Below are 19,339 nucleotides of genomic sequence, written 5' to 3' on the forward strand. Positions count from 1 at the left end.
AGCTTCTTCAGGTTCTTCGGGACCTCGTCGAACTCGTCCTGGAACGCCTTCGCCGTCTTCCCCGCCCACCGCAGCAGCGCGTCCTCACCGGCCATGCCCTTGATCTGCCGCAACGCATCCGCCACATCATCGGCGAAGTCATGCAGCTCACGCGCCAACTGCTTCACCCGCTCCGGATCACCCGGCGTCGGGTCATCGTCCAGGTCGAGTACATGCCAGTCCGTCGGACGTGTCCCCACGGCGCCCTCCGCAGATCGTTCCCGGCCGTCCCGGCCACGGCCCCGCCGACCTGCGGCGGCACCGTGCGGCCTGCAGAGAGAGACGACGAAACGCCGCCCGCGGTTCTCCCCCGCCAGGGGAAGACCCGCCCCCGGTCAGCCCGGTGGCTGGAAGAGCGTCGAGCGAGGGCCTGTCAGTCGGCCGTAGAGCGCCGCCACCCGGGCCGGGCCCGCGGGGGCCACGTCGTCGACGAGTTCCGTCAGCCGTCGTTCGGCGGCGGCGAGAAACGCGAGCCAGTCGCCGCCCGCCGCGGTGCGGAGGGCGGCGAGGTCGACGCCGTACAGCCGCACCCTCCTGAGGCCGAACAGCTCGCGTAGCGTGTTCCGCGCCGAGGCGCGTGACCGCCCGAGGCTTCAACCGGCCGTTGATGCAATCGGCATATGCGGGAAACACGCCGGGGAGAGGCTCCTCTCGCACGCCGGTTCCCACCCCCCAGAGCCGGACCGATCCACGAACACGTGGCCGCCGGTTCTCTGGGCGGCCGCGGGCAAGGAGGAGACTTTGGCAGGTTCAGGTTCAGCGACCCGCCGGGACTTCCTGCGCTCCGTCGGTGCCGCCGGCGGCGCCGGAGTGCTGTACTCCACGATGAGCGCGCTCGGCCTGGCCCCCGTCGTCGAGGCGGCCGCGACCGAGTTCCGCCCGCCGCAGCGCGGCGACTTCACCCTCTCCGGCCGGGCCGCGGGCTCGGTCATCGTGCTCGGCGCCGGCATCGCGGGGCTGGTCACCGCGTACGAGCTGGGCAAGGCGGGCTACGACGTGCGGATCCTGGAGGCCGCGAACCGGCCGGGCGGCCGCAACTGGACGGTGCGCGGCGGCACCACCCAGACCGACCTCGACGGACGAACCCAGCACGCGACGTTCTCGAAAGACCAGTACATGAACGCCGGCCCGGCCCGGCTGCCGCAGTCCCACGTCACGCTGGAGTACTGCCGCGAACTGGGCGTGGAGCTCGAGGTCTTCACCAACCAGAACGCGAACGCCTACATCTACCACGAGAACACCGCGGGCTCGCTCGCCGGCAAGCCGGTGCGCTGGCGCACCGCCAAGGCCGACGTCTACGGCTACGTCTCCGAGTTGCTGGCCACCGCCACCGACCAGGGCGCCCTGGACAAGGAGCTGACCGCCGACGACAAGGAGCGGCTCCTGGCGTTCCTGGAGGAGTTCGGCGGGATAGGAGGGCGCGCGGACGGCTGGGCGTACTCCGGCAGCGAACGCCGCGGCTACTCCGTCGAGCCCGGCGCCGGCCTGGAGGCGGGCACCGTTCTCGACCCCGTCCCCTCTCTCTCGGACGTCTTCGCCAGCCGTATCGGCCACCGCTTCACCTTCGAGTTCGGCTACGACCAGGCCATGCTGATGTTCCAGCCCAAGGGCGGCATGGACCGGATACCGTACGCGCTGGCGCGGGCCATCGGCCGCCAGCGGATCGTCTACGGGGCCGAGGCCACCGCCGTCACCGACCGCCCCGACGGCGCGGAGGTCACCTGGCGGGACGCCCGCGGCCGCAACCACACCGAGCGCGCCGACTTCGTCGTCTCCGCAATCCCGCCGATGATCGCCGCCCGGCTCGACCACAACCTGGGCGCCGACGTCACCGCCGCGCTCAGAACTCCCTCTCCCCTCCCCGTGGGCAAGATCGGCCTGGAGTACCGCCGCCGCTGGTGGGAGACAGACGAACACCTCTACGGCGGCATCACCCCGACCGACACCGACCTGGCCACCATCTGGTACCCCTCGTACGGCTACCACGGCCGGCGGGGCACCCTCATCGGCTACTACAACTTCGGAGCGGACGCCGTCGCCTACGGCCGGCTCACGCACGCCGAGCGGGAGGCGCGGGCAGTGAGTCAGGGCGTGCGCATCCACGGCGACAAGTACCGCACCGAACTCGCCGCCTCCTTCAGCGTCGCCTGGCACCGCACCCCCTTCATCGAGGGCGGATGGGTCGGCTGGGAGTCGCAGACCGGCCCCGAGTACCGGCGGCTGCTCGAGCCCGCGGGCCACGTGTACTTCACCGGCGACTGGCTCAGCCACGCGATCGCCTGGCAGCACGGAGCCATCACCTCGGCCCGCAAGGTCGTCACCGAACTGCACGAGAGAGTGATGCTGGGATGAACGCACCGAAGCGACGCGCCGTGATGCTGACCGCCGCCGGCGCCGGGGGCGCACTGCTCACCTCCGCCACCGCCTTCGCGGCCGCACGCGGCTGGCGGCCCGGGCCGCGCCAGGTCAAGGTCATGCTGCCGAGCGGGCAGAGCAACCCGGCCATCGCCACCGGGGTGGCGACCGGTGAGTCCGTCGCTCTCTACGCCAGCAGTGGCCTCGGCCCCGACGCGCTCAACCCGGCCGCTCCCGCGGGTACGCCGGAGCACTGGACGGACCCGTCGATGACCGAGGGCGCCGAGGGCGTCACGGTGACCGAGGCGCAGGCACTGGTGGTGCTGCGCAAGATCTCCGACAACCTCGCCGTGGCCGGACTGGCTCCGGCCGACGTCATCACGATGAAGTGCTATCTGATGAAGCCGCCGCGCGCCGAACTCGCCGACTACGCCGGCTGGAACCGCGCGTACCGGCAGTTCTACGCCAACGTCGACCTGGCCTCGGGCGAAACGGTCCCGGCGCCGATGGGCACCTCGGCGCCGAAGCCGCCGATCCTCGTCAACAGGGCCCGCCCGGCCCGGGCGACCATGGAAGTCGCCTCTCTCGCAGTGCCGGGCTGGCTGGTCGAGGTCGAGGTGACGGCGGCCTACCGCATGAAGTGAGGGCGGCACGGAAGAGGGGCGCGGGGTGGAACCGGCCGCGACCGGCTCCACCCCGTCGTCGGCGGCCTCGGTCAGCCGCTCGGAGGCCGCAGCGCCTTGTCGAGGAGGCCCGCGCCAGGGCCCCAGCCAGCGGTCGAAGCGCAGCAGGAAGGACAGGTGTCCCCGGTCGAGGCCCATGCCGGGGGTCACCAGGAGTTCCATGAACGTGGCCGGCCGAATGACGGGGCTGGCGGGTGTCCCGGTTCCGGACATGGGCCTCGATACGGCTCTCGGTGTCGGGATGGTCCACGCCCCTTGCCGAACCCGCGGTGACCGCCGAACTGTAGACGAGGTGGGCGACGCCGCAGCGCCCGGCGATCTCGGCCACCGCCGCGCCGAAGCGGACCTCGTCCTCGTTGGTCCCGTCGGCCCCGGCCTGGCCGGAGTTCGGCTGGACGCTGAAGACGCCGTGGGCGCCGGAGAAAGCGGCGCGGAGCGACTCCGGATCGCGGAGGTCACCGCGTACGGTTTCCACGCCGGCGGCGGAGAGGGACCGCGCCCGGTCGCCGGACGGATCCCTCACGACCGTGCGCAGAGTTCTTCGACCTGGCGGAGGTGGCCGCGGCGCCGTACCCGGCGGAGATCGCGGCGGAACTGCTGCTGCCTGACCCCTGCGGGCACAAAGGCGCGAGACCGGGCACTCGCGGCTCCGGCGGCGGAGCAGCCGGCTCATGATCTCTACGGCGGCCACATACCCGGCCCGGTCGACGGCTCCACCAACGAAAGCGGCGTCATCACCTGGACCAAAGCAGAGATCTGGAGGTTCCTCGCACAGTTCCAGTGACACGCCGCACCACGGAGTGGAGCCAGGACGACCCTGGCTCCACTCCGTCCGTCCATCACGGGCAGATGCGCGGTACTCAGATGTGTGGAGTCCCGGGCGGGCCCCCGAGTTCCGTGGACGGGCGGTCCCGTCCGCGGGGTTCCGGGCGTCCACCCGGCGGGAGGGCCACCGCAGCCCCGTCGGTGACGCATAGGGCGTCGCCGGTGAGGAGCGCGTGCGGGTCACGGCCGAATTCTCGGGCTTGCACACGGAGGCGGGGATCGCGCACGAACTTACAAGCGCGGGAGGAGTGGCGGGCGGGAGCATGGCTGACTGCGGTTTGCGTGTGGCTGCCGGCCGGAGAAGGAACAGGGATAAGGCAGATGTCCACCGTGGGCGCGGAGTCGTCCGGGCGGGTGCCGCGCGCGGACGCCTTCCCCGGTCTCTTCATCCTCCGGAACGGATGTGGCATGACTAGTTCTGTCGCGTATCAGGTGCTCGGTGTCGTCGAGGTCAGGGCCGGCGCGGGCTGGCTCCGGCTGAACGGCAAACAGCGGTCCCTGGCCGCACTTCTGCTCCTCCGCGCCAACCAGTCGGTCTCCGTGCCCCGGATCATGGACGCGCTCTGGGGGAAAGCCCTGCCGGCGTCACCCGACATGCGCGTACGCACCCTCATATCGGAACTGCGCAAGAAACTCGGCGACACCCCACCCCACACCCTCCTCACCCGCCCCTCCGGCTACACCCTTCGCGTGACACCCGGCGAACTGGATCTCGACCGCTTCACCACACGCGTCGACCAGGCACACCGATTCACGACGGAGCAACAGACCCAACGCGCGATCAGCGAATACGACGCCGCACTGCGCCTGTGGCACGGAACCGCACTCGGCGGAACCAGCGGCGCCCTGCTCGAAGCCGAGACGGCCCGACTCGAAGAACTCCGCCTACGCACTCACGAAGAGTGCAGCGAATTACTGATCGCCGCCGGCCGCCACTCCGAAGCCATCTCCCGGCTCGGCACCCTCGCCGCCGACCACCCCGTGCGCGAACAAACCCACGCCCTGCTCATGCGCGCCTATTACCAAGCCGGACACCGGAGCGAAGCCCTCCACGTCTACCACACCCTCCGCAAGAACCTCATCACCGAACTCGGCCTGGAACCCATGCACTCCCTCAGCATCCTCCAACAACAGATCCTCACCGGCACCCTCGACCAGGTTTGGCCGCACGAGTGACTGACGACATCGAGGTCCCCTCGTCCGCACGCCGTCTCATGGACCGCTTGGGACTCGGTGAACCGGATGGGCGTGATGGTGTGTCTCTCCCGGGGCGGAACGCGAATTTCGCGGTCCTGACCAGCTCGGGTCGCCGTGTCTTCCTCAAGCAGTTGCACGGCAGCCGCCGCGACGCCGTGCGGCGTTTCCGCCGCATGTGCGACTTCGAGCAGATCGCCGTGGCCGGAGGGTGGCCCGATGGCTTGTCCACCCCTGTCTGCCTCGGCTGGGACGAGGATGAGTTGACCATCGCGTTCGAGTGGCTGGAAGGCGCTCGTTCGGGGCATGAACTTGCGGCGACGGAGGAGTTCGGCAACGAACTCGCGAACCAGGCCGGACGGTTGGTGGGCATGGTGCACTCCCTGGACCCGGAGCAGCAGCCGGCGCTGGAGACCGACCCGCCGCGGTTGCCGCCCCTCGACTTCTTCGACTGCCTGCCGCTGGATTACTTCGCCAGGGCCAGCGGAGGCTGTCTGGAGGGATGGCGCATGCTGCAGCCGGACACGGCCCTCGCGGCCGCGCTGTGCGCGCTCCGGGCCGAGGAGGCGCACGCGGAGAGGACGGCGGCGCACTGCGATCTGCGTCTCGACCAGTTCTTCCGGCACGACGGCACCCTCTACCTCTGTGACTGGGAGGAGTTCCGGATGGCCGATCCGGCTCGTGACGTGGGGAGTTTCGCCGGCGAGTGGCTCTATCGGGCCGTGCTGGAAATTCCGTCCAGGGAACTGGATCCCGGTATCGCCGAACCCGGTCACCTGTCGCATCAGGAAGTGGTCGAGCGCGGTGTGCGGGAGCTTGACCGGCTGCGGACTCGGACCGTGGCCTTCTGTGCCGGCTACCGGGAGAGCAGAACCGCCACTGACTCCGGACTCGCCGCCCGTGCGGCCGGATTCGCCGGATGGCACCTGATCGACCGTATGTTCGCCGGAGCGGAGGGCCGTCCCAGGCTGACCGCGGTGGAACGCGCCGCCGCCGGTATCGGACGGTCTGCCGTTCTGGCGCCCGGGAAGTTCGCCTCCGCACTGGGTCTGGAGGTGTGAGGTCCGCGGCGAGCCGGCCTTCCACGCTCCGGGCACATCCGTACGTCGGCAACTCCACAGAAGCGCTGGGGACAGAGGCGGCCGCGATCCGTACATACGCGAGGCATACGTTCTCGCGCGCACCCCTGGTCTCCCATCTCCCGACCGTGGTTCACTGCGAACGTCCGCAAGTGCCTTCCTTTCATGGAACGGTCGCCATGTTTCTCGACGCATTCAGGGAGTGCCATGAACGCCGCAGAGCTGATTGAGGGATACGCTGCCTACGCCACCCCCGAGGATCTGTCCGCCGCGGAGATCACAGATTCAGGAAACGCCGTCCCGATCACCACCATGAACATGGCGCACACCACCCAGATCACCACGTTCGTGGCGGACTGAGAGGGATACCCGCCGCGTCACACCGTCGTTCCCCGGGTTCTGCCGAGTGCGCCTGCGGGCCGGCACGGAATCGGCCCGGCGCTGCTTACCGGCAGCGCCGGGCCTCTCAGTTCCCGGGGCGTTTCAGGGCCCCCGCTGCGGCGGGAAAGGGAGCGCGTCACCGTGGCGCATCAGCAGGGTTCTGAATGCGGCGGCACAGCCATCCGTTGATAGCGAAGCGGCTATCGGCGTGGCTCTTGGACGGGCACAACACGGGTCGCACTTCGTGCAGGGCCGTGGGCCGGAAGAAGACAATGCTGTCGTGTTCCGGGGGCCAGTCCCGGTAGCTGCAGTCCTGCGGCGTCAACGCGCCCCCCGCGTGGACGGGCGCTGCGGCGTCGTAGACGCGCAGCGCTCCTCCGGTGAAGGGCGCCGGCGTGCGGTGCAGGTAGTAGACGAAGGTCAGGATCTTCTCCACGTCGCCGGTCGGCGCCCCGGGGCCGGCGTCCTGGTGAGGACGGTAGAAGTCACCGTCGTTGTGGACATTGAGGCTGTAGCGGGGCTCGGCGTCCCGGCATGAGACGCCCAGAGTCCCCTCCAGACGTTCACACACGGACCCGATGACTCTCATCAGCTCCGGGGCCCCGAAGCGGTGGCGTGTCCGGGAGCGGCGGATCGAGGGTTCGAGTTCGTCGTTGCGAATCCGGGCGGGAGCCAGTTCCTCCCCGGGGACGGCGATGGCACGTTCCAGCAGCGTTTCCGCCAGGTCCTCGCCGAGGAAACGGGTGATGCGACAGACCTGGGGCGGAAGCTGCCAGACGGCCCCGGTGGACGACTCACGCGACATCCTCGACTGCTCCGGCATTGCATCTGCTGCCTGCGTCATGTCGTGCCTCCCTTGCGGCAATACGTTGTTTGCGGCGGGCGCCCCTGAACCCGGTGGCGAAGCCAGGTTAAAGCAAGGGACGGGCGCTGGGCAGTGAACGTGTGCACCGTATGTCCTTCGTATGTCCTTCGTATCCCGCTGGCTACAGTCGTTGCGAGAGCAGGTGTGGGAATGAGTGAATTCTCGGAGGTCCTCGCGATGCGCCTTGGGCGCCTTGTCTCCCCTTACGGTGTGATATCCGAGGTGACCTCGGCGGCACAACTGCGGGGTTTCGGACGGCTGTCACTGGCCGCTGCCCAAGTCGGTGCGGCTCCCGGTATCGACAGGGCGGACGAGTTCAGCGGTTCCGGCCGAGCCGTGGACAGGCCGGAGTTGGCTCGGCTGACCGCCATCGCCGAGGCGGCCGAGCGCTACGCGGGCGCCGACTTTCCCGACGGGCCGGACGTGCTGGCCCGTGCCGCCGAACTCGACGGTCCCGTCATCGACCTGGCCGCGTTACCGGCATGCTCGACTCGTGAGTACGAAAGCGGCCGATGCCCGTTGACCCGGTACCGACCGGAGGCGCTTATCAGATGGCTGCGGGGATTCGAGCTGACCTCCCGTGAGGACAGGTGGGTTCCGGCGGTGATGGCCCGCTACGGAGGTCCCGTACGCGACTCCGAGAACTTCTGGTACCGCATCTCCACCGGGTATGCAGTGCATACGAATCCGGTGGAGGCCGTCTTCCGTGGCTTGTGCGAAGTGGCCGAGCGGGACGCGGCCGCACTCATCTGGCTCCAGCAGCTTCCGCTCCACCCGATACGGTTTCCGGCCCCGGCTGGTGAGTTGGCAGCGGTTCTGGAGATGTGCGACCGGCAGTTCATCGAGACGCACTTCTTCGACGCCACCACCGATGTCGGAGTTCCCACGGTCTGCTGCCTGCAGTTGGCCGAGTACGACGAGCGGTGCGCCCAGAGCATGACGGTGGCCACCGGTCGCAGCCTGGCCGAGGCCGCCGCCAAGTCGCTTCTGGAGGCGGTTACCGGACGGGCCCTGCACCACCGGCCGAACCGGGAGGACCACAGGACGGTCATGGCGGGTGCGGACGAGATGGGGATGCGGGAGCGACGTGCCGCCTTCGGCTTCCTGCTACCGGAGCGGAACGGCGGCCCGGCGCGCCGGCCCCGCCTCCCGGACGCCCGGCCTGCCCTGGCCCCGGACGCGCGGGAAGCCCTGGGGGATCTGGTCGAGGGGTTCACGGCGCGCGGACAGCAGGTCGTCGCGGTGGACCGGACCACCAGCGAGTTGCAGGAGGCGGGGCTCACCGCCGTCTGCGTGATCGTCCCGGCACTGCAGCCGCTGACGTTCCACCGGTACGCCCAGTACCGCGCACACCCGCGGCTGTACGCCGCACCGGAGCCGATGGGGTTCCCGAGCCGTCCGGAGGAGGAGCTGAACGCGTGGCCAGTGCCGTACGTGTGACAGGAGCCGGCGGATTCGGCGAGCGCACCGCCCGCCTGCTCGCCGCAGACCTGCCGGACGCGGAGACCTTCCCCGTCACGGACCTGCCCCGCGGGTTCGAGGGCTCGCCGGATGCGGTGGTCGTGGTGGCGTGGCGCCCGGCGCCGAGCCTGGCCGAACGGGCCGACGAACTGGCCCACCGGAGCGCGACCCCCTGGCTGCCGGTCATCATGGACGGCATCGTGGTGCGGGTCGGCCCTCTCGTCCGCCCGCCGCAGCGGCCGTGCTTCCTGTGCTACCGGGAGCGGCAGCGGCAGCACGACCGGCAGAGGGCGGTGACGGCAGCCCTGCACACGGTCTACGACCAGGACCCCGGCTGCGGCCCCGTCGGCCACCTCCCGCACCACGCCCGGCTGGCCGCCGCGGTCGCGGGCGGTGCACTCGTATCCGGGCGTACGGGGGAGGTCACCACCATCCGGCTCGACGCATGGGGCCTGCGGACGGACCGTGTCGTTCCGACGCACGGATGCCCCCGCTGCGGCGGGTCCGGTGCCCAGGAACGCCAGGAGCGCCTGCGGGCGGCGCTGACCCGCAGCCCCGCATCCGCATCCGTCGCCGGGAAGGCGGAGCAGCCGTGAGCGGCTCCGAGCGGCTTCCGGCGCTGTGCCGCGGCTTGGCGACGGTCGTCGTCCCGGCGGGAGTCGTGATCGAAGGGGGGCCTCATCGCATCCTGCTGAACGGGGAGACGGCCAAGGAGTTCGTACCCCGGTTGCTGCCTCTGCTGGACGGAGTGCGCCGCGTGGACGAGGCGTCCGTGCAGCTTTCCGTCGCGCCGGCGCGTATCCGGCAGGCGGTACGGCTGCTGACCGACTGGGGAGTCGTCGAGGACGCACGCACGGACGGCGACCTGCCCCACGAGAGCGCGGTCTTCTACTCCCGTCTCCTCGCCACCGCGGGCGCGTACCGCGGGACCGGGGAGCTGCTGGACGAACTCGCCGGCGCGCGCGTGCTCCTCACGGCCGGCAGCGACGCGGAGCTGGTACGCCGGTTGCGTGCGGATCTCACCGCGAGCGGCGTGGGGACGGTCGAGACCGCCGGCGATCCGGCCGGCAACTCCCTGGCGGTGGTCCTCGACCCGCCGGGGCGGCCGGAGGCCGTCGGTTCCCTGGTGCGGGCCGCAGCCGCCGAGGGCGTCCCGGTGCTGCGGATCGCCTACGCCCGCGACGCGGTGGAGGCAGGACCGCTGTTCCACCCCGGCGACCCCTCGTGCGCCGCCTGCTTCAGGAAGGATTACGACGCCCTCGGCACGGTCCTCGTGGACGGCGGCCCGGCGGCACGGGGCGTGCTGGCCGGGCTGGTGGCCACGGAGGTGCTGGCGGTGCTGGCGCGTACGACGGCGGTGTGCTCGCTGCGCACCCTGCTGCGGACCTCCCTCTCCGACTATGCCACCGAGCGCTATCTCTTCGCCCCCGACGGTGACTGCGATGAGGAGGCGGGCGGGCCCGCGGTGGTCAAGGCGGGCCCGGCGCACGCGGAGTCCGGCGAGCCGGCACGGCTCGTCGACGGCTACGAGTGGTACCAGGCCCTGCCGCCGCCCGGGCTGAGCGCCGAGTCGCGGTTGCTCGCCCCCGAGCAGGAGCAGCTTCAGGCGCTGCTGCACAAGCGCCCCCGGCGGATGTCGGTTCCGGCCCGTGAGCTGCCGCCCGAACCGGATCTCCCCCCGATGCGCGGCGGCCTGCCGCAGAGCGAGGCGGTGCCCGTGCCGCCCGCGCGGCTCGCCGGGCTGATCACGCGGACCGCCGGACTCGTCGGCGCGGGCACCGGCCGGGCCGGCCCTCGCCGCTGGGCGCCCAGCAGCGGCGGGCGCGGCTCTGTGGAGCTTTACGTGGTAACGGAAGCGGATCCGTTCGGGCTGCCGGGCACGGTCTTCTCCTACGACGACGTCGGCCACCGCATGCTGTCGGTCCGCTCCGACGCGGTGCCGCTGAAGGATGTGCTCGCGGCCACCGGGCTCGACGCGGGCGATGTCACCGCGGCGGTCGTCCTCGTGGCGACCGTCGGGCGGCTGTATCCGAGGTACGGGTACTTCTCGTGGCGGCTGGCGCACCTGGACGCCGGCTTCGCGGCGACGCAACTGGCCGTCGCCGCGCAGGGGGACGGGGTCGCCGTGTCCTTCGCGGCGACGTGGCCGGAGGAACTGCCGCACCTGCTGCAACTGGATCAGGAGTCCGAGTGCGTGGCGGCGGTGGCGGGCCTGGCAGGCGCGACGGGCGCGGCGGGCGCGGCACCGGAGGAGGACTCATGACGCTGCTGCCGATCGCCGACGTGGTGGAGTACGTGGAGGACACCCGCCACCGTGCGCCGACCGCCGGCGCGCGTGCCCAATGGCCCGCTCCGCGCGGCGCCGACCGGCCCGCGCCGCTTTTGCCGGCGCGGATGCTCGACCGGCGCCGTACGATCCGCGACTTCACCACGCAGCCGGTCGCCGAGGACCGGGTGCGGGCACTCCTGGCGACGGCGTTCGCGACACACCGGCGGGCGAGGCCCGCGTCGGCGGACGAGCAGGAGTACGCCGTCATCGTCGTACGCCGGTCGCCGGGGGAACCCCCGCAGGGTGTCTATGCCACGCCGGCGGGGACACGGCCGCTGACCGACGACGCCTGGCTGCCGCTGCTCGCCGACTACTACACCGACGCCGCCGTCCTCTTCCTCGTCTGCGGCACGGCCCGCCGCGCCCGGGCCGACTACCCCCGGCACCTGGTGGGGGCGGGCGCGCTCACCCACGCCCTGTGGTTGGCGGCGCTCTCCGCGGGGCTGGGCGGCTGGGTGTTCGGCCGGAGCTGCCACCGGGCGACCGTCGCGGCGGGACGGCAGCCGGCCGGGACGCGCCATCTGCTGACCCTCGCCGTCGGCCACCCGAAGGAGACACTCACGTGACCCGGCCACCGCGGGTGCGGGAGGCGGGCGCCGGGCGGCGGGCACACCCGGAGCCGGTCTTCGTGCTGGCGCCGCCCCGCTCCTTCTCCACGATCACGCTGGCGCTCCTCTCCGGCCACCCGCAGATCTACGGATTCCCCGAGCTGCTGGTGTTCGCCGGGGCGACCGTGCGTGACCTGATACGCGGCGGCACGGCGAAGGGATACCCGCCGGAGCTGCACCGGGGACGGCTGAGCGGGCTGTACCGGGCCATCGCCGACGTCCACGAGGGCGAACAGACACCGGAGGCGGTCAACCGCGCCGGCGAGTGGCTGGCGCGGCGGGCCGACTGGCCGGCCCCGCGAGTCCTCGCCCACCTCCTCAAGGAGGTCGCGCCGCTCGTCGGCGCGGAGAAGTCGCCGGACACCGTGGCCACGGACGAGATGCTCGCACGCTGCCTGGACCACTACCCGAACGCCAGATATCTCCACCTGACCCGGCACCCGGTGACGACGCAGCGCTCGATGCACGCCCAGGAACCGAAGCTCTACACCCACCGTGCGGTCCGCCTGGTGGGTGCGGCCTCCTCCTGGTACCTGGCGCACAGCCGCATCCGGGACCGGCTCGCCGCCCTGCCCGCGCACCAGTGGATACGAGTGCGCGGCGAGGACCTGTTGCGCAGGCCCGGGACGACGCTGCCGGCCGTTCTCGACTGGCTCGGCCTGGACTCGGGCGACGCCGTGATCGCGCGGATGCTGCAGACGGAGCGGTGGCGGTTCGCCGGCTTCGGCCCGTCGGGCGACCTGTACGGAGGCGACCGCACCTTCCTGACGCACGCACGGCTCAGACCGGTTCCGGACCCGGGTCCGGTGCGCTTCGACCCCGCGTGGGGCTTGCCGGAGGAGATGGTGCGCCGGATGAGCCGTCTCGCCGCCGAGTTGGGCTACGACGTCGCAGAAGCGCGGCGTCGGCAGGTTGTCGATCAGCGGCTCACCCCCGGTGGGAGCTGATCGATTCATGTAGGTGACCGAGAGAGGAGAAGGGATGCCCCCCGAGACGGCAACCGCCGAGTTGACCACCGAGAGTGCCCCGGAAGCCAGTTGGGAGGAGCTGGTCGCCACCGCGCTGAGTGGTGTCGAGGAGAGCCCGGGCTGGACCGACTGCTGGCCCACGAACCCGAGCTGCTGTTCCACCTGCTCGCTGTCCGCGCCGGACGGCACCGAGTGACCTGAGGTCACGAGGTTCCGTATGAGCGGAGCGAGGCGCCGCCTCTCCCGGTGGCGTCTCGCTCCCGTCCGCAGACGAGGGAGGAGGAGTGTTCCGTGATAGTCCTCGGGTACAACGGCTTCACCCGGGCGGCCGGGCTGTTCCGCCGCCACTACGGTGCCACGGGCGTGGACCGGCACCTGCTGATCGGTCACGACGCGGCGGCGGCGCTGGTCGTGGACGGCGAACTGATTGCCGCGGTCGAGGAGGAGCGGCTCAGCCGGACGAAGAAGACCGCCGACTTCCCGGCCCGGGCCATCGCATGGTGCCTCCGGAAAGCGGGGATCTCCCTTGAGCAGGTCGACGTCTTCGCCTTTCCGTGGAGCTTCTCCCGCCCCGTGATGGAGGGGATGATCGAGGAGGTGCTGCGGGCGAGGATGCCGCTGAGCGGGACCTTCGACCACCTGCACCGGCTCGGGGAGCTGTACACCGGCATGCTGAGCGCAGAGGCGATCCACGCGGATTTCGTGGCGCGCACCGGGTATGACGTCGACCCGAACAGGCTGGTCCCGGTGTCACACCACCTCGCCCACGCCATGTGCGGCTACCACGTCTCCGGTGTCAGGCACGCCGCGTTCCTCGTGAGCGACGGGCGTGCCGAGCACGCGTCCGCGATCACGGGCGAGATCCACGACGGCGTGATCCGGCAACGGGACCTGGGCACCGTCGCCATGCGGGACTCCCTGGCCCTGTTCTACGGGAAGGTCACCCGCTACCTGGGGTTCGTGCCCAACTGCGACGAGTACAAGGTGATGGGGCTCGCCGGGTACGGGAGGCCACCGGCTCGGAACGTGCTCCTCGACCGCCTCGTCGAGCTGCACGAGGGCGGGGGCTACTCGATCTCCGCACCGGCGGACACACAGGCTTGCGGAGCCCTGTTCGACATGCTCTTCGACGGCAGCCCGCACGCGCGGGAGGGCTTCGACTACCGGGTGAAGGTGGCATCGACGGTCCAGCACCTGGTGGAGACCGTCACGGCGCATCAGGTGCGCGCGCTGGCGGCGGCAACGGGCCTCGACACGCTCATCGTCGAAGGCGGGCTGGCGCTCAACTGTGTGGCCAACACCAAGATGCTCAACCAGTCGCCGTTCAGGGACATGCACGTCAGCTTCGGCGCGAGCGACCCCGGCGTGGCCATCGGCGCCGCGCTCTGCGTGGCGGGAGCGCGCAGAGGAGGCGAAGCGGTCGCCGAGCACTCCCCGTATCTGGGGCCTTCGTACGACGAGGACGACGTGCTGGCCGCGCTCACCGCCCGTCGTGACGAGGTCTCCTGGCGCGTCGTCCCCGGTGGCGCGGTCGCGGACGAGGCAGCGAAGCTGCTGGTGGAGAAGAACGTCGTCGGGTGGTTCCAGGGCCCGGTCGAGTACGGGCCGCGTGCCCTCGGGAACCGCAGCATCCTGGCCAACCCGCAGCACGCGGATATCAAGGACATCATCAACCTGCGGGTGAAACGACGGGAGCCGTTCCGCCCCTTCGCCCCGGTCGTCCTGGAGGAGGACGCCCCGTCCGTGTTCGAGATGGGGAAGAAGACCCGGTCCCCGTACATGACGTTCGTCTTCCCGGTACGGGAGGAGTGGCGCGAACGGATCCCCGGCGCCTGCCACGTCGACGGCACGGCGCGGATCCAGACGGTGAGTCCGCGGCAGAACGCCGAACTGGCCGGCCTGCTGCGGTCGTTCACTGCACTCACCGGGGTCCCCTGCCTCCTCAACACCTCCTTCAACGTGGCTGGTGAACCGATCGTCGCCTCGCCGGAGGACGCGCTGTCCTGCTTCCTGCGTACGGAGATCGACTACCTGGTCCTCGGCGACGTCATCGTGGAGAAGTCCAGCAGGAGCTGAGGGCCGCCGCCCCGCGCGGCGATGCCGTCACGGCACCGCCGGGCCCGCGGCGGTGCCGTCCTGTGCGCTCTTGCGCAGCACGGCCGTGTATGAGAGCGGGGCGTGCCGTGGGGAGTCGTGCGGGTAGCGGAAGGCGGTGACCTCCGCCATCGTCCAATGGGCGGCCGAGGCGATGGCGGCGAGTTCCGACGGGGTGCAGAACAGGTACGGGAACCAGTCCGTAGCGGTGGTCCGGTAGCGGATACGCATCCGCAGTTCGCCCGGGAGTCTGCCGAGCATCCGGTTGCGTTCCACGTACGCGGCGTTCTCCACGGTGCCGTCGACAGGGCGCCTGCCTTCGGCGAGTATGACCGCGTCGTCGGCCGTGATCGCGTGCAACTGGCGGAGAATCCCGGCCCCCATCGCCTCTGAGCCCAGCAGCCCCACGTTGTTGCCCAGCAAGAGCACGGTCGCGAACGGCGGTGTGCCGCGGAAGAGGGCGGCGACGGACGCGAGTTCGCCGAGCACGATGCGTGCGACGCCTCGCCGCTCGCACAGTCCGAGCGCCAGAGGCGAGTTGTCGAGCGCTGTGACGTCATGGTTCTTTCGGGCCAGATGCACGGCGTGCCTGCCCGCTCCCGCGCCCGCGTCGAGCACGCGGCCGCGGGCCCGGCCCAGCAATGCGCAGACCTCCGGCGGCCAGTCGCCCTCCTCGTCCAGCCACTGCGCCGACCCGGACGGGATGATCAGCCCGTCGGAACGCTCCACGAACGCCGTCACCGGGCGCGCGTGCCGCACGGAATCGGCCAGTTGCATGCCGAAGGCATCCCCGTGGACGGGTCCGTCCGCGGTCTCATCGGTCCTCGCATGCATGGGGACCCTTTCCGTTGCGGTGCGGAGTGCGGGCCGGGGCGACGGAATACCGGATGGGGAGGTACTTGAGCCCGCCGGAGAAGGTGGTCCTGATGAGCTCCGGTTTCCCCGCGAGTTCCACGGACAGGAGCCTGGGAACGAGTTCGGCGAAGAAGGCGCGTATCTCCATGCGTGCCAGCGCGGCGCCCAGGCAGTGGTGAACGCCGTATCCGAAGGACAGGTGTCTGTTGGGCCGCCGCCGGACGTCGAACTCGTCCGGGCGCTCGAAGACCTCCGCGTCGCGGTTGGCCGAGGGGTACGACAGCAGCAGCGATTCACCTCTTCGTATGTGCACGCCCCGCAGTGCGTCGTCCTCAACGGCCGTCCGCATGAACGCCTTGACGGGAGTTACCCAGCGGATGATCTCCTCCACCGCGGTGTCCAGCAGTCCCGGATCGTCACGGAGCAGGCGGAGCTGGCTGGGATTCCCGATGAGTGCGTGCAGGCCGCCCGCGATCGTGGCGCTGGTGGTGTCGTGGCCGGCGGCGATGATGATGACGTACTGGGCGAGGGTCTGGCGTGGGGTGAGCCGCCGACCGGCGACGCCGGCGTTGGCGATGACCGAGGCCAGGTCGTCCGCGGAGTGGCCACGGCGACGTGCCGCCAACTCCGAGAAGTACGTGTGGAAGTCGTCCATCGCCGCCTGCCTGGCCCGGCGGGGCAGCGAACGGCGGGCGGCAGGGGTGAAACGGAAAATCGTCTCGTACTCGCTCTCGGGAATTCCGAGCAGGGAAAGCAGGACGTGGAGGGCGTAGACGTCCGCGACCTGGCCGACGAACTCGCAGGAATTCCCTATCCGCGCCATGTGGTCGACGGTGCGCCGCGCAAGGGTGCGAACGGTGCGGTCGAGGCGCCTGAGCCTTGGGGGCCGGAACCAGTCGGCGGTGACCGACCGCATCGTGCTGTGCTCCGGGCCGTCGAGGTGCACGAGCGGGCGCAGCACCGCATCGTCCTGTTCCCGCCGGCGGTTTATCTCATCCATCGCGCGGCTGACGAGCATGGGCCGGGGTCCGTTGCGGAAGACGGCGCTGCGGCGCTCGACGTCCTGGATGTCGGCGTGCCGCGTCACCCCCCAGAACGGGTTGTATCCGGGCGCTTCGACCCAGTGCACCGGAGATTCCCGACGCAGGAGCGAAAGCGCCGAATACAGCCTGACTTCCTCGGCATAGGCATGGGGGTCGGCGAGAGTGCGTCCCGCCTCTGCGATATCAGTCGGCACGTATACACCCTAGAGCAGACCGCCGCGGCGTTTGCGGCAGTTCTCCGCGGAACGTAGGCAGCGCGTATATCCCGTGTATGTCACGGCAGCAGAATGCACTGCATGATCCGGCCGTGGAATGCGCCCGTACTCGATCTCGGCATCGTCGACGCCTGTCTGGCGAAACTCGGCATGAGCGCGCTCGTGCCGGAATCGGTGGCGGCGCATCCGGGACGTCACGACAAGTGCTCCGGCATGACGTCCGAGGGCCGCGGTGTCTTCGTCAAGCGCGAGACCGTACCGGGCCTGGCGCGGGTACGGGCTCTGGAAAACCTGCACCTTCCGGGTGTACACCGGCCGGCGCTCCTCGGTGTCGACGAAGAGGAACGCCTCGTGGTCCACGAACTGCTGGCACCCGCGGTCTCCGCGGACGAGCTGGTGAGGAAGGGCCGCTTCGGGCCCGCATCCGCCCGGGAGGTGGGCGAGGCCATCGGCGCACTCCACCGGGCCCAGCCGCCCGAGCCGAAGGAGGACGCGTCACTCGACCCCGAGACCTTGGTGCTCCCGCCGACAGAGCAGTTGGAGGCCATCCCGCTGTCCTGGTACACGGGTGCGAGCGGGGCCGAGATCCAGTTGTGGCGGCTGCTGCAGCGGGATGCCGGGCTCTGCGACGCCGTGCGGGCGTTGCGCCGCCGGGAGCGCGAGGTCCGCTGCGTCCCGGCCCACTGCGATGTCCGGTTGGATCAGTTCTTGTTCGTCGACGGCGCGGCATACCTCGTGGACTGGGAGGAGTTCCGCGTCGCAGACGCCGCACGTGACATCGGCGCGCTGCTGGGCGAGTGGCTGTTCGAGGCCATGGCGACCGCGTACCGGCCGGCCCGCGCCGGGGAGCGGCCCGCCGGCGGCCCAGCGCAGGTGGCCGCCGAACTGGGGAGCGTGCAGCCGGTGATGACGGCGTTCTGGCTCGGCTACTGCTCGGTCCGGGCACCGGACGATCCCGGCCTGCCGCAGCGGGCCGCGTCCTTCGCGGGATGGCACCTTCTCGACCGGCTGCTCACCCACGGTGCCGGCATGGTGCGGCTCGGGGCGTTCCACCACGCCGTGTTCGGGCTTGCCCGGACCGCTCTCCTGGCCCCCGCGGACCTCGCCAGGCTCACAAGGACGGAGCGGTTCGATGACGCACGCGGATAATCCGCTGCCCGGAGGTATCAAGGACGCGCTGTGCCGGGTGACCGTCCGCCGTGGCGGACGCTCGGCCCTGGCCTGGGGGGAGGAACTCGTCGCCGAGGGACCGATCCACCTCCGGACGCTGCTGCAACTCGCCGTCTATGAGCGGCTGCACGCGGGGCTCGCACTCGGACCGGAGACCTGGATGTCCGGCGCCCGGCGGGACGCGGCCGTCGAGTCCCGACTGCTGGCCGCCATGCCGCACCGGGACACGGTCGTACGCGCGCGGCCGGCGGAATGGCGGGCAGGAGAACTGCTCGCCGACATCGGGGGCGTGCGTGTCCGGGTGCCGGCCGAACGTGTGCGGGGAGAGGCGGACGAGGGCCGGGTGAGCGTCGCGCTGCCCGCCGCCAGGCCCGCCCTGTCCCCGGGCTACTTCCTGGCCGACGGCAGCCGGGGCGGCCCGCGCGGGACACCCTTGCTGCGGGTGTACGTGCACCTGGACGCCGCCGAAGCCGTGCCCGCCGTGTGGTCGGCGGTGCTTCGCTGTCTGGAGGACCGGGAGGTCCCGTACCGAGCCAAGGTCAGCTCGTCGTCGGCGTTCCTTCCCCGCCGCGACGGCCTGGTGGTCTATCTGGGCCCCGCGGACTGGAGCGCGGCGGTGGACGTGGCGTCGTCGTCCGCGGGCCTGCCGGGCCAGGGTGCGGATGTGTCCGCCTTCGCCGCACAGCTCGCACCCGGCGCTGCCGTCGCCTGGGAACCGCCTGCTGCGGAAGGGGCCGGTCGGCGGCTGAGCTTCGGGGAGCACCGTGCCATGGCCGTCGCCACCGGGCTGATGGAGCACGCACTCGGCGGAGGCGAGGCACCGAAGGCCGACGCGGTTGCGGCGGCCCTGCGCGGAGCCGGCATCGACCCCCGCGCTCCGTACCGGAACCTCGACTCGCCACCGCTGGATTTCCTTGCGGTGGACACCCCGCCCGCACACTGACCGCCTTGCGGCCCGCATACCGGGAGCGAAGCTCACGCTGCGGCAGCGGCAGGTCCAGGCGGTCCCGCGGCTCATCGCAACCGAGCTGAAAGTCGCGCCCCTGCGGATGGCACGGCCGAACCCGTGCTCACGCGGCTGTCGGGCCAGCAAACGATCTCTGCGGCCGTCCGGGACGCGGACGCCGACGGGGATTCAGCAAGTAACCCCTGGTCGAAACGATCCTTCGGGGGAG

General features: G+C 71.0%; 20 protein-coding genes. 14 read left to right on the forward strand and 6 right to left on the reverse strand.

Annotated elements, in window-relative coordinates:
• Together FB457_RS12015 and FB457_RS12020 are read right to left on the reverse strand one after the other, a co-directional pair.
• Positions 1 to 239: WXG100 family type VII secretion target (locus tag FB457_RS12015; protein WP_145781829.1), on the reverse strand; the 239-nt coding region annotated here is incomplete at its 3' end.
• A gap of 135 nt (positions 240 to 374) precedes the next feature.
• Entirely contained in the window at positions 375 to 569 is a 195-nt protein-coding gene (locus FB457_RS12020) for a hypothetical protein (protein WP_047015643.1), read from the reverse strand.
• A 295-nt stretch (positions 570 to 864) separates the two neighbouring features.
• Between FB457_RS12020 and FB457_RS12025 the strand changes: the two genes are divergently transcribed.
• Together FB457_RS12025 and FB457_RS12030 are read left to right on the forward strand one after the other, a co-directional pair.
• Positions 865 to 2,391: a flavin monoamine oxidase family protein gene (locus tag FB457_RS12025; RefSeq protein ID WP_164492631.1), complete on the forward strand. Its 1,527-nt coding sequence runs from the start codon at positions 865 to 867 to the stop codon at positions 2,389 to 2,391.
• Positions 2,388 to 3,038 (forward strand): Rid family hydrolase, encoded by a 651-nt coding sequence (locus FB457_RS12030; protein WP_047015645.1) that lies wholly within the window; start codon positions 2,388 to 2,390, stop codon positions 3,036 to 3,038. The genes FB457_RS12025 and FB457_RS12030 overlap by 4 nt, the downstream gene beginning before the upstream one ends.
• On the opposite strand, the gene FB457_RS35660 is transcribed toward FB457_RS12030, so the two are convergent.
• Positions 2,935 to 3,750, reverse strand: a complete 816-nt coding sequence (locus FB457_RS35660; protein WP_486589022.1) for an NmrA family NAD(P)-binding protein — start codon at positions 3,748 to 3,750, stop codon at positions 2,935 to 2,937. The genes FB457_RS12030 and FB457_RS35660 overlap by 104 nt on opposite strands.
• 560 nt (positions 3,751 to 4,310) lie before the next feature.
• Here FB457_RS35660 and FB457_RS12040 point away from each other — a divergent pair.
• The 3 genes from FB457_RS12040 to FB457_RS35205 all read left to right on the forward strand — a co-directional run bounded on the left by FB457_RS12040 (position 4,311) and on the right by FB457_RS35205 (position 6,535).
• Positions 4,311 to 5,078, forward strand: a complete 768-nt coding sequence (locus FB457_RS12040; protein WP_186461965.1) for an AfsR/SARP family transcriptional regulator — start codon at positions 4,311 to 4,313, stop codon at positions 5,076 to 5,078.
• On the forward strand, positions 5,075 to 6,157 hold the full coding sequence (gene lxmK / locus FB457_RS12045; RefSeq protein WP_145781833.1) for a class V lanthionine synthetase subunit LxmK: 1,083 nt from the start codon (positions 5,075 to 5,077) through the stop codon (positions 6,155 to 6,157). Before FB457_RS12040 ends, lxmK (FB457_RS12045) begins: the two co-directional genes overlap by 4 nt.
• Before the next feature lie 225 nt (positions 6,158 to 6,382).
• Positions 6,383 to 6,535, forward strand: a complete 153-nt coding sequence (locus FB457_RS35205; RefSeq protein ID WP_164492521.1) for a hypothetical protein — start codon at positions 6,383 to 6,385, stop codon at positions 6,533 to 6,535.
• A 157-nt stretch (positions 6,536 to 6,692) separates the two neighbouring features.
• On the opposite strand, the gene FB457_RS12050 is transcribed toward FB457_RS35205, so the two are convergent.
• Positions 6,693 to 7,400, reverse strand: coding sequence for a 2OG-Fe(II) oxygenase (locus tag FB457_RS12050; RefSeq protein ID WP_486589003.1), 708 nt, complete (start codon positions 7,398 to 7,400; stop codon positions 6,693 to 6,695).
• 372 nt (positions 7,401 to 7,772) lie between these two features.
• Between FB457_RS12050 and FB457_RS12055 the strand changes: the two genes are divergently transcribed.
• The 7 genes from FB457_RS12055 (at position 7,773) to FB457_RS12085 (ending at position 14,863) form a co-directional block, all read left to right on the forward strand.
• Complete coding sequence (locus tag FB457_RS12055; protein WP_186461966.1) at positions 7,773 to 8,861, forward strand: YcaO-like family protein; 1,089 nt, start codon at positions 7,773 to 7,775, stop codon at positions 8,859 to 8,861.
• Entirely contained in the window at positions 8,840 to 9,478 is a 639-nt protein-coding gene (locus FB457_RS12060; protein ID WP_145781836.1) for a TOMM precursor leader peptide-binding protein, read from the forward strand. The genes FB457_RS12055 and FB457_RS12060 overlap by 22 nt, the downstream gene beginning before the upstream one ends.
• Positions 9,475 to 11,145 carry a hypothetical protein gene (locus FB457_RS12065; protein ID WP_145781838.1) on the forward strand — a complete coding sequence of 557 codons (1,671 nt, stop codon included), beginning with the start codon at positions 9,475 to 9,477 and terminating at the stop codon, positions 11,143 to 11,145. Before FB457_RS12060 ends, FB457_RS12065 begins: the two co-directional genes overlap by 4 nt.
• Complete coding sequence (locus FB457_RS12070; protein ID WP_145781840.1) at positions 11,142 to 11,777, forward strand: nitroreductase family protein; 636 nt, start codon at positions 11,142 to 11,144, stop codon at positions 11,775 to 11,777. The genes FB457_RS12065 and FB457_RS12070 overlap by 4 nt, the downstream gene beginning before the upstream one ends.
• Positions 11,774 to 12,766, forward strand: a complete 993-nt coding sequence (locus FB457_RS12075) for a sulfotransferase (RefSeq protein ID WP_186461967.1) — start codon at positions 11,774 to 11,776, stop codon at positions 12,764 to 12,766. The genes FB457_RS12070 and FB457_RS12075 overlap by 4 nt, the downstream gene beginning before the upstream one ends.
• A gap of 34 nt (positions 12,767 to 12,800) precedes the next feature.
• Positions 12,801 to 12,983 carry a hypothetical protein gene (locus tag FB457_RS12080; RefSeq protein WP_027772583.1) on the forward strand — a complete coding sequence of 61 codons (183 nt, stop codon included), beginning with the start codon at positions 12,801 to 12,803 and terminating at the stop codon, positions 12,981 to 12,983.
• Between the two features lie 95 nt (positions 12,984 to 13,078).
• Positions 13,079 to 14,863, forward strand: a complete 1,785-nt coding sequence (locus FB457_RS12085; protein ID WP_047015650.1) for a carbamoyltransferase family protein — start codon at positions 13,079 to 13,081, stop codon at positions 14,861 to 14,863.
• Between the two features lie 27 nt (positions 14,864 to 14,890).
• Here FB457_RS12085 and FB457_RS12090 read toward each other — a convergent pair whose 3' ends face one another.
• Together FB457_RS12090 and FB457_RS12095 are read right to left on the reverse strand one after the other, a co-directional pair.
• The gene (locus FB457_RS12090; RefSeq protein ID WP_052770276.1) at positions 14,891 to 15,715 is read right to left on the reverse strand and encodes a class I SAM-dependent methyltransferase; all 825 of its coding nucleotides are present in this window, start codon (positions 15,713 to 15,715) and stop codon (positions 14,891 to 14,893) included.
• Positions 15,696 to 16,865, reverse strand: a complete 1,170-nt coding sequence (locus FB457_RS12095) for a cytochrome P450 (RefSeq protein WP_253911196.1) — start codon at positions 16,863 to 16,865, stop codon at positions 15,696 to 15,698. The genes FB457_RS12090 and FB457_RS12095 overlap by 20 nt, the downstream gene beginning before the upstream one ends.
• A 210-nt stretch (positions 16,866 to 17,075) precedes the next feature.
• Here FB457_RS12095 and lxmK (FB457_RS12100) point away from each other — a divergent pair, with 210 nt between their 5' ends.
• Positions 17,076 to 18,143, forward strand: coding sequence for a class V lanthionine synthetase subunit LxmK (gene lxmK, locus FB457_RS12100; RefSeq protein WP_052770277.1), 1,068 nt, complete (start codon positions 17,076 to 17,078; stop codon positions 18,141 to 18,143).
• Complete coding sequence (locus tag FB457_RS12105) at positions 18,127 to 19,107, forward strand: T3SS effector HopA1 family protein (RefSeq protein ID WP_145781843.1); 981 nt, start codon at positions 18,127 to 18,129, stop codon at positions 19,105 to 19,107. The genes lxmK (FB457_RS12100) and FB457_RS12105 overlap by 17 nt, the downstream gene beginning before the upstream one ends.
• Positions 19,108 to 19,339: the final 232 nt, after the last annotated feature.

It is taken from the genome of Streptomyces sp. CNZ287 (genome assembly GCF_007827615.1).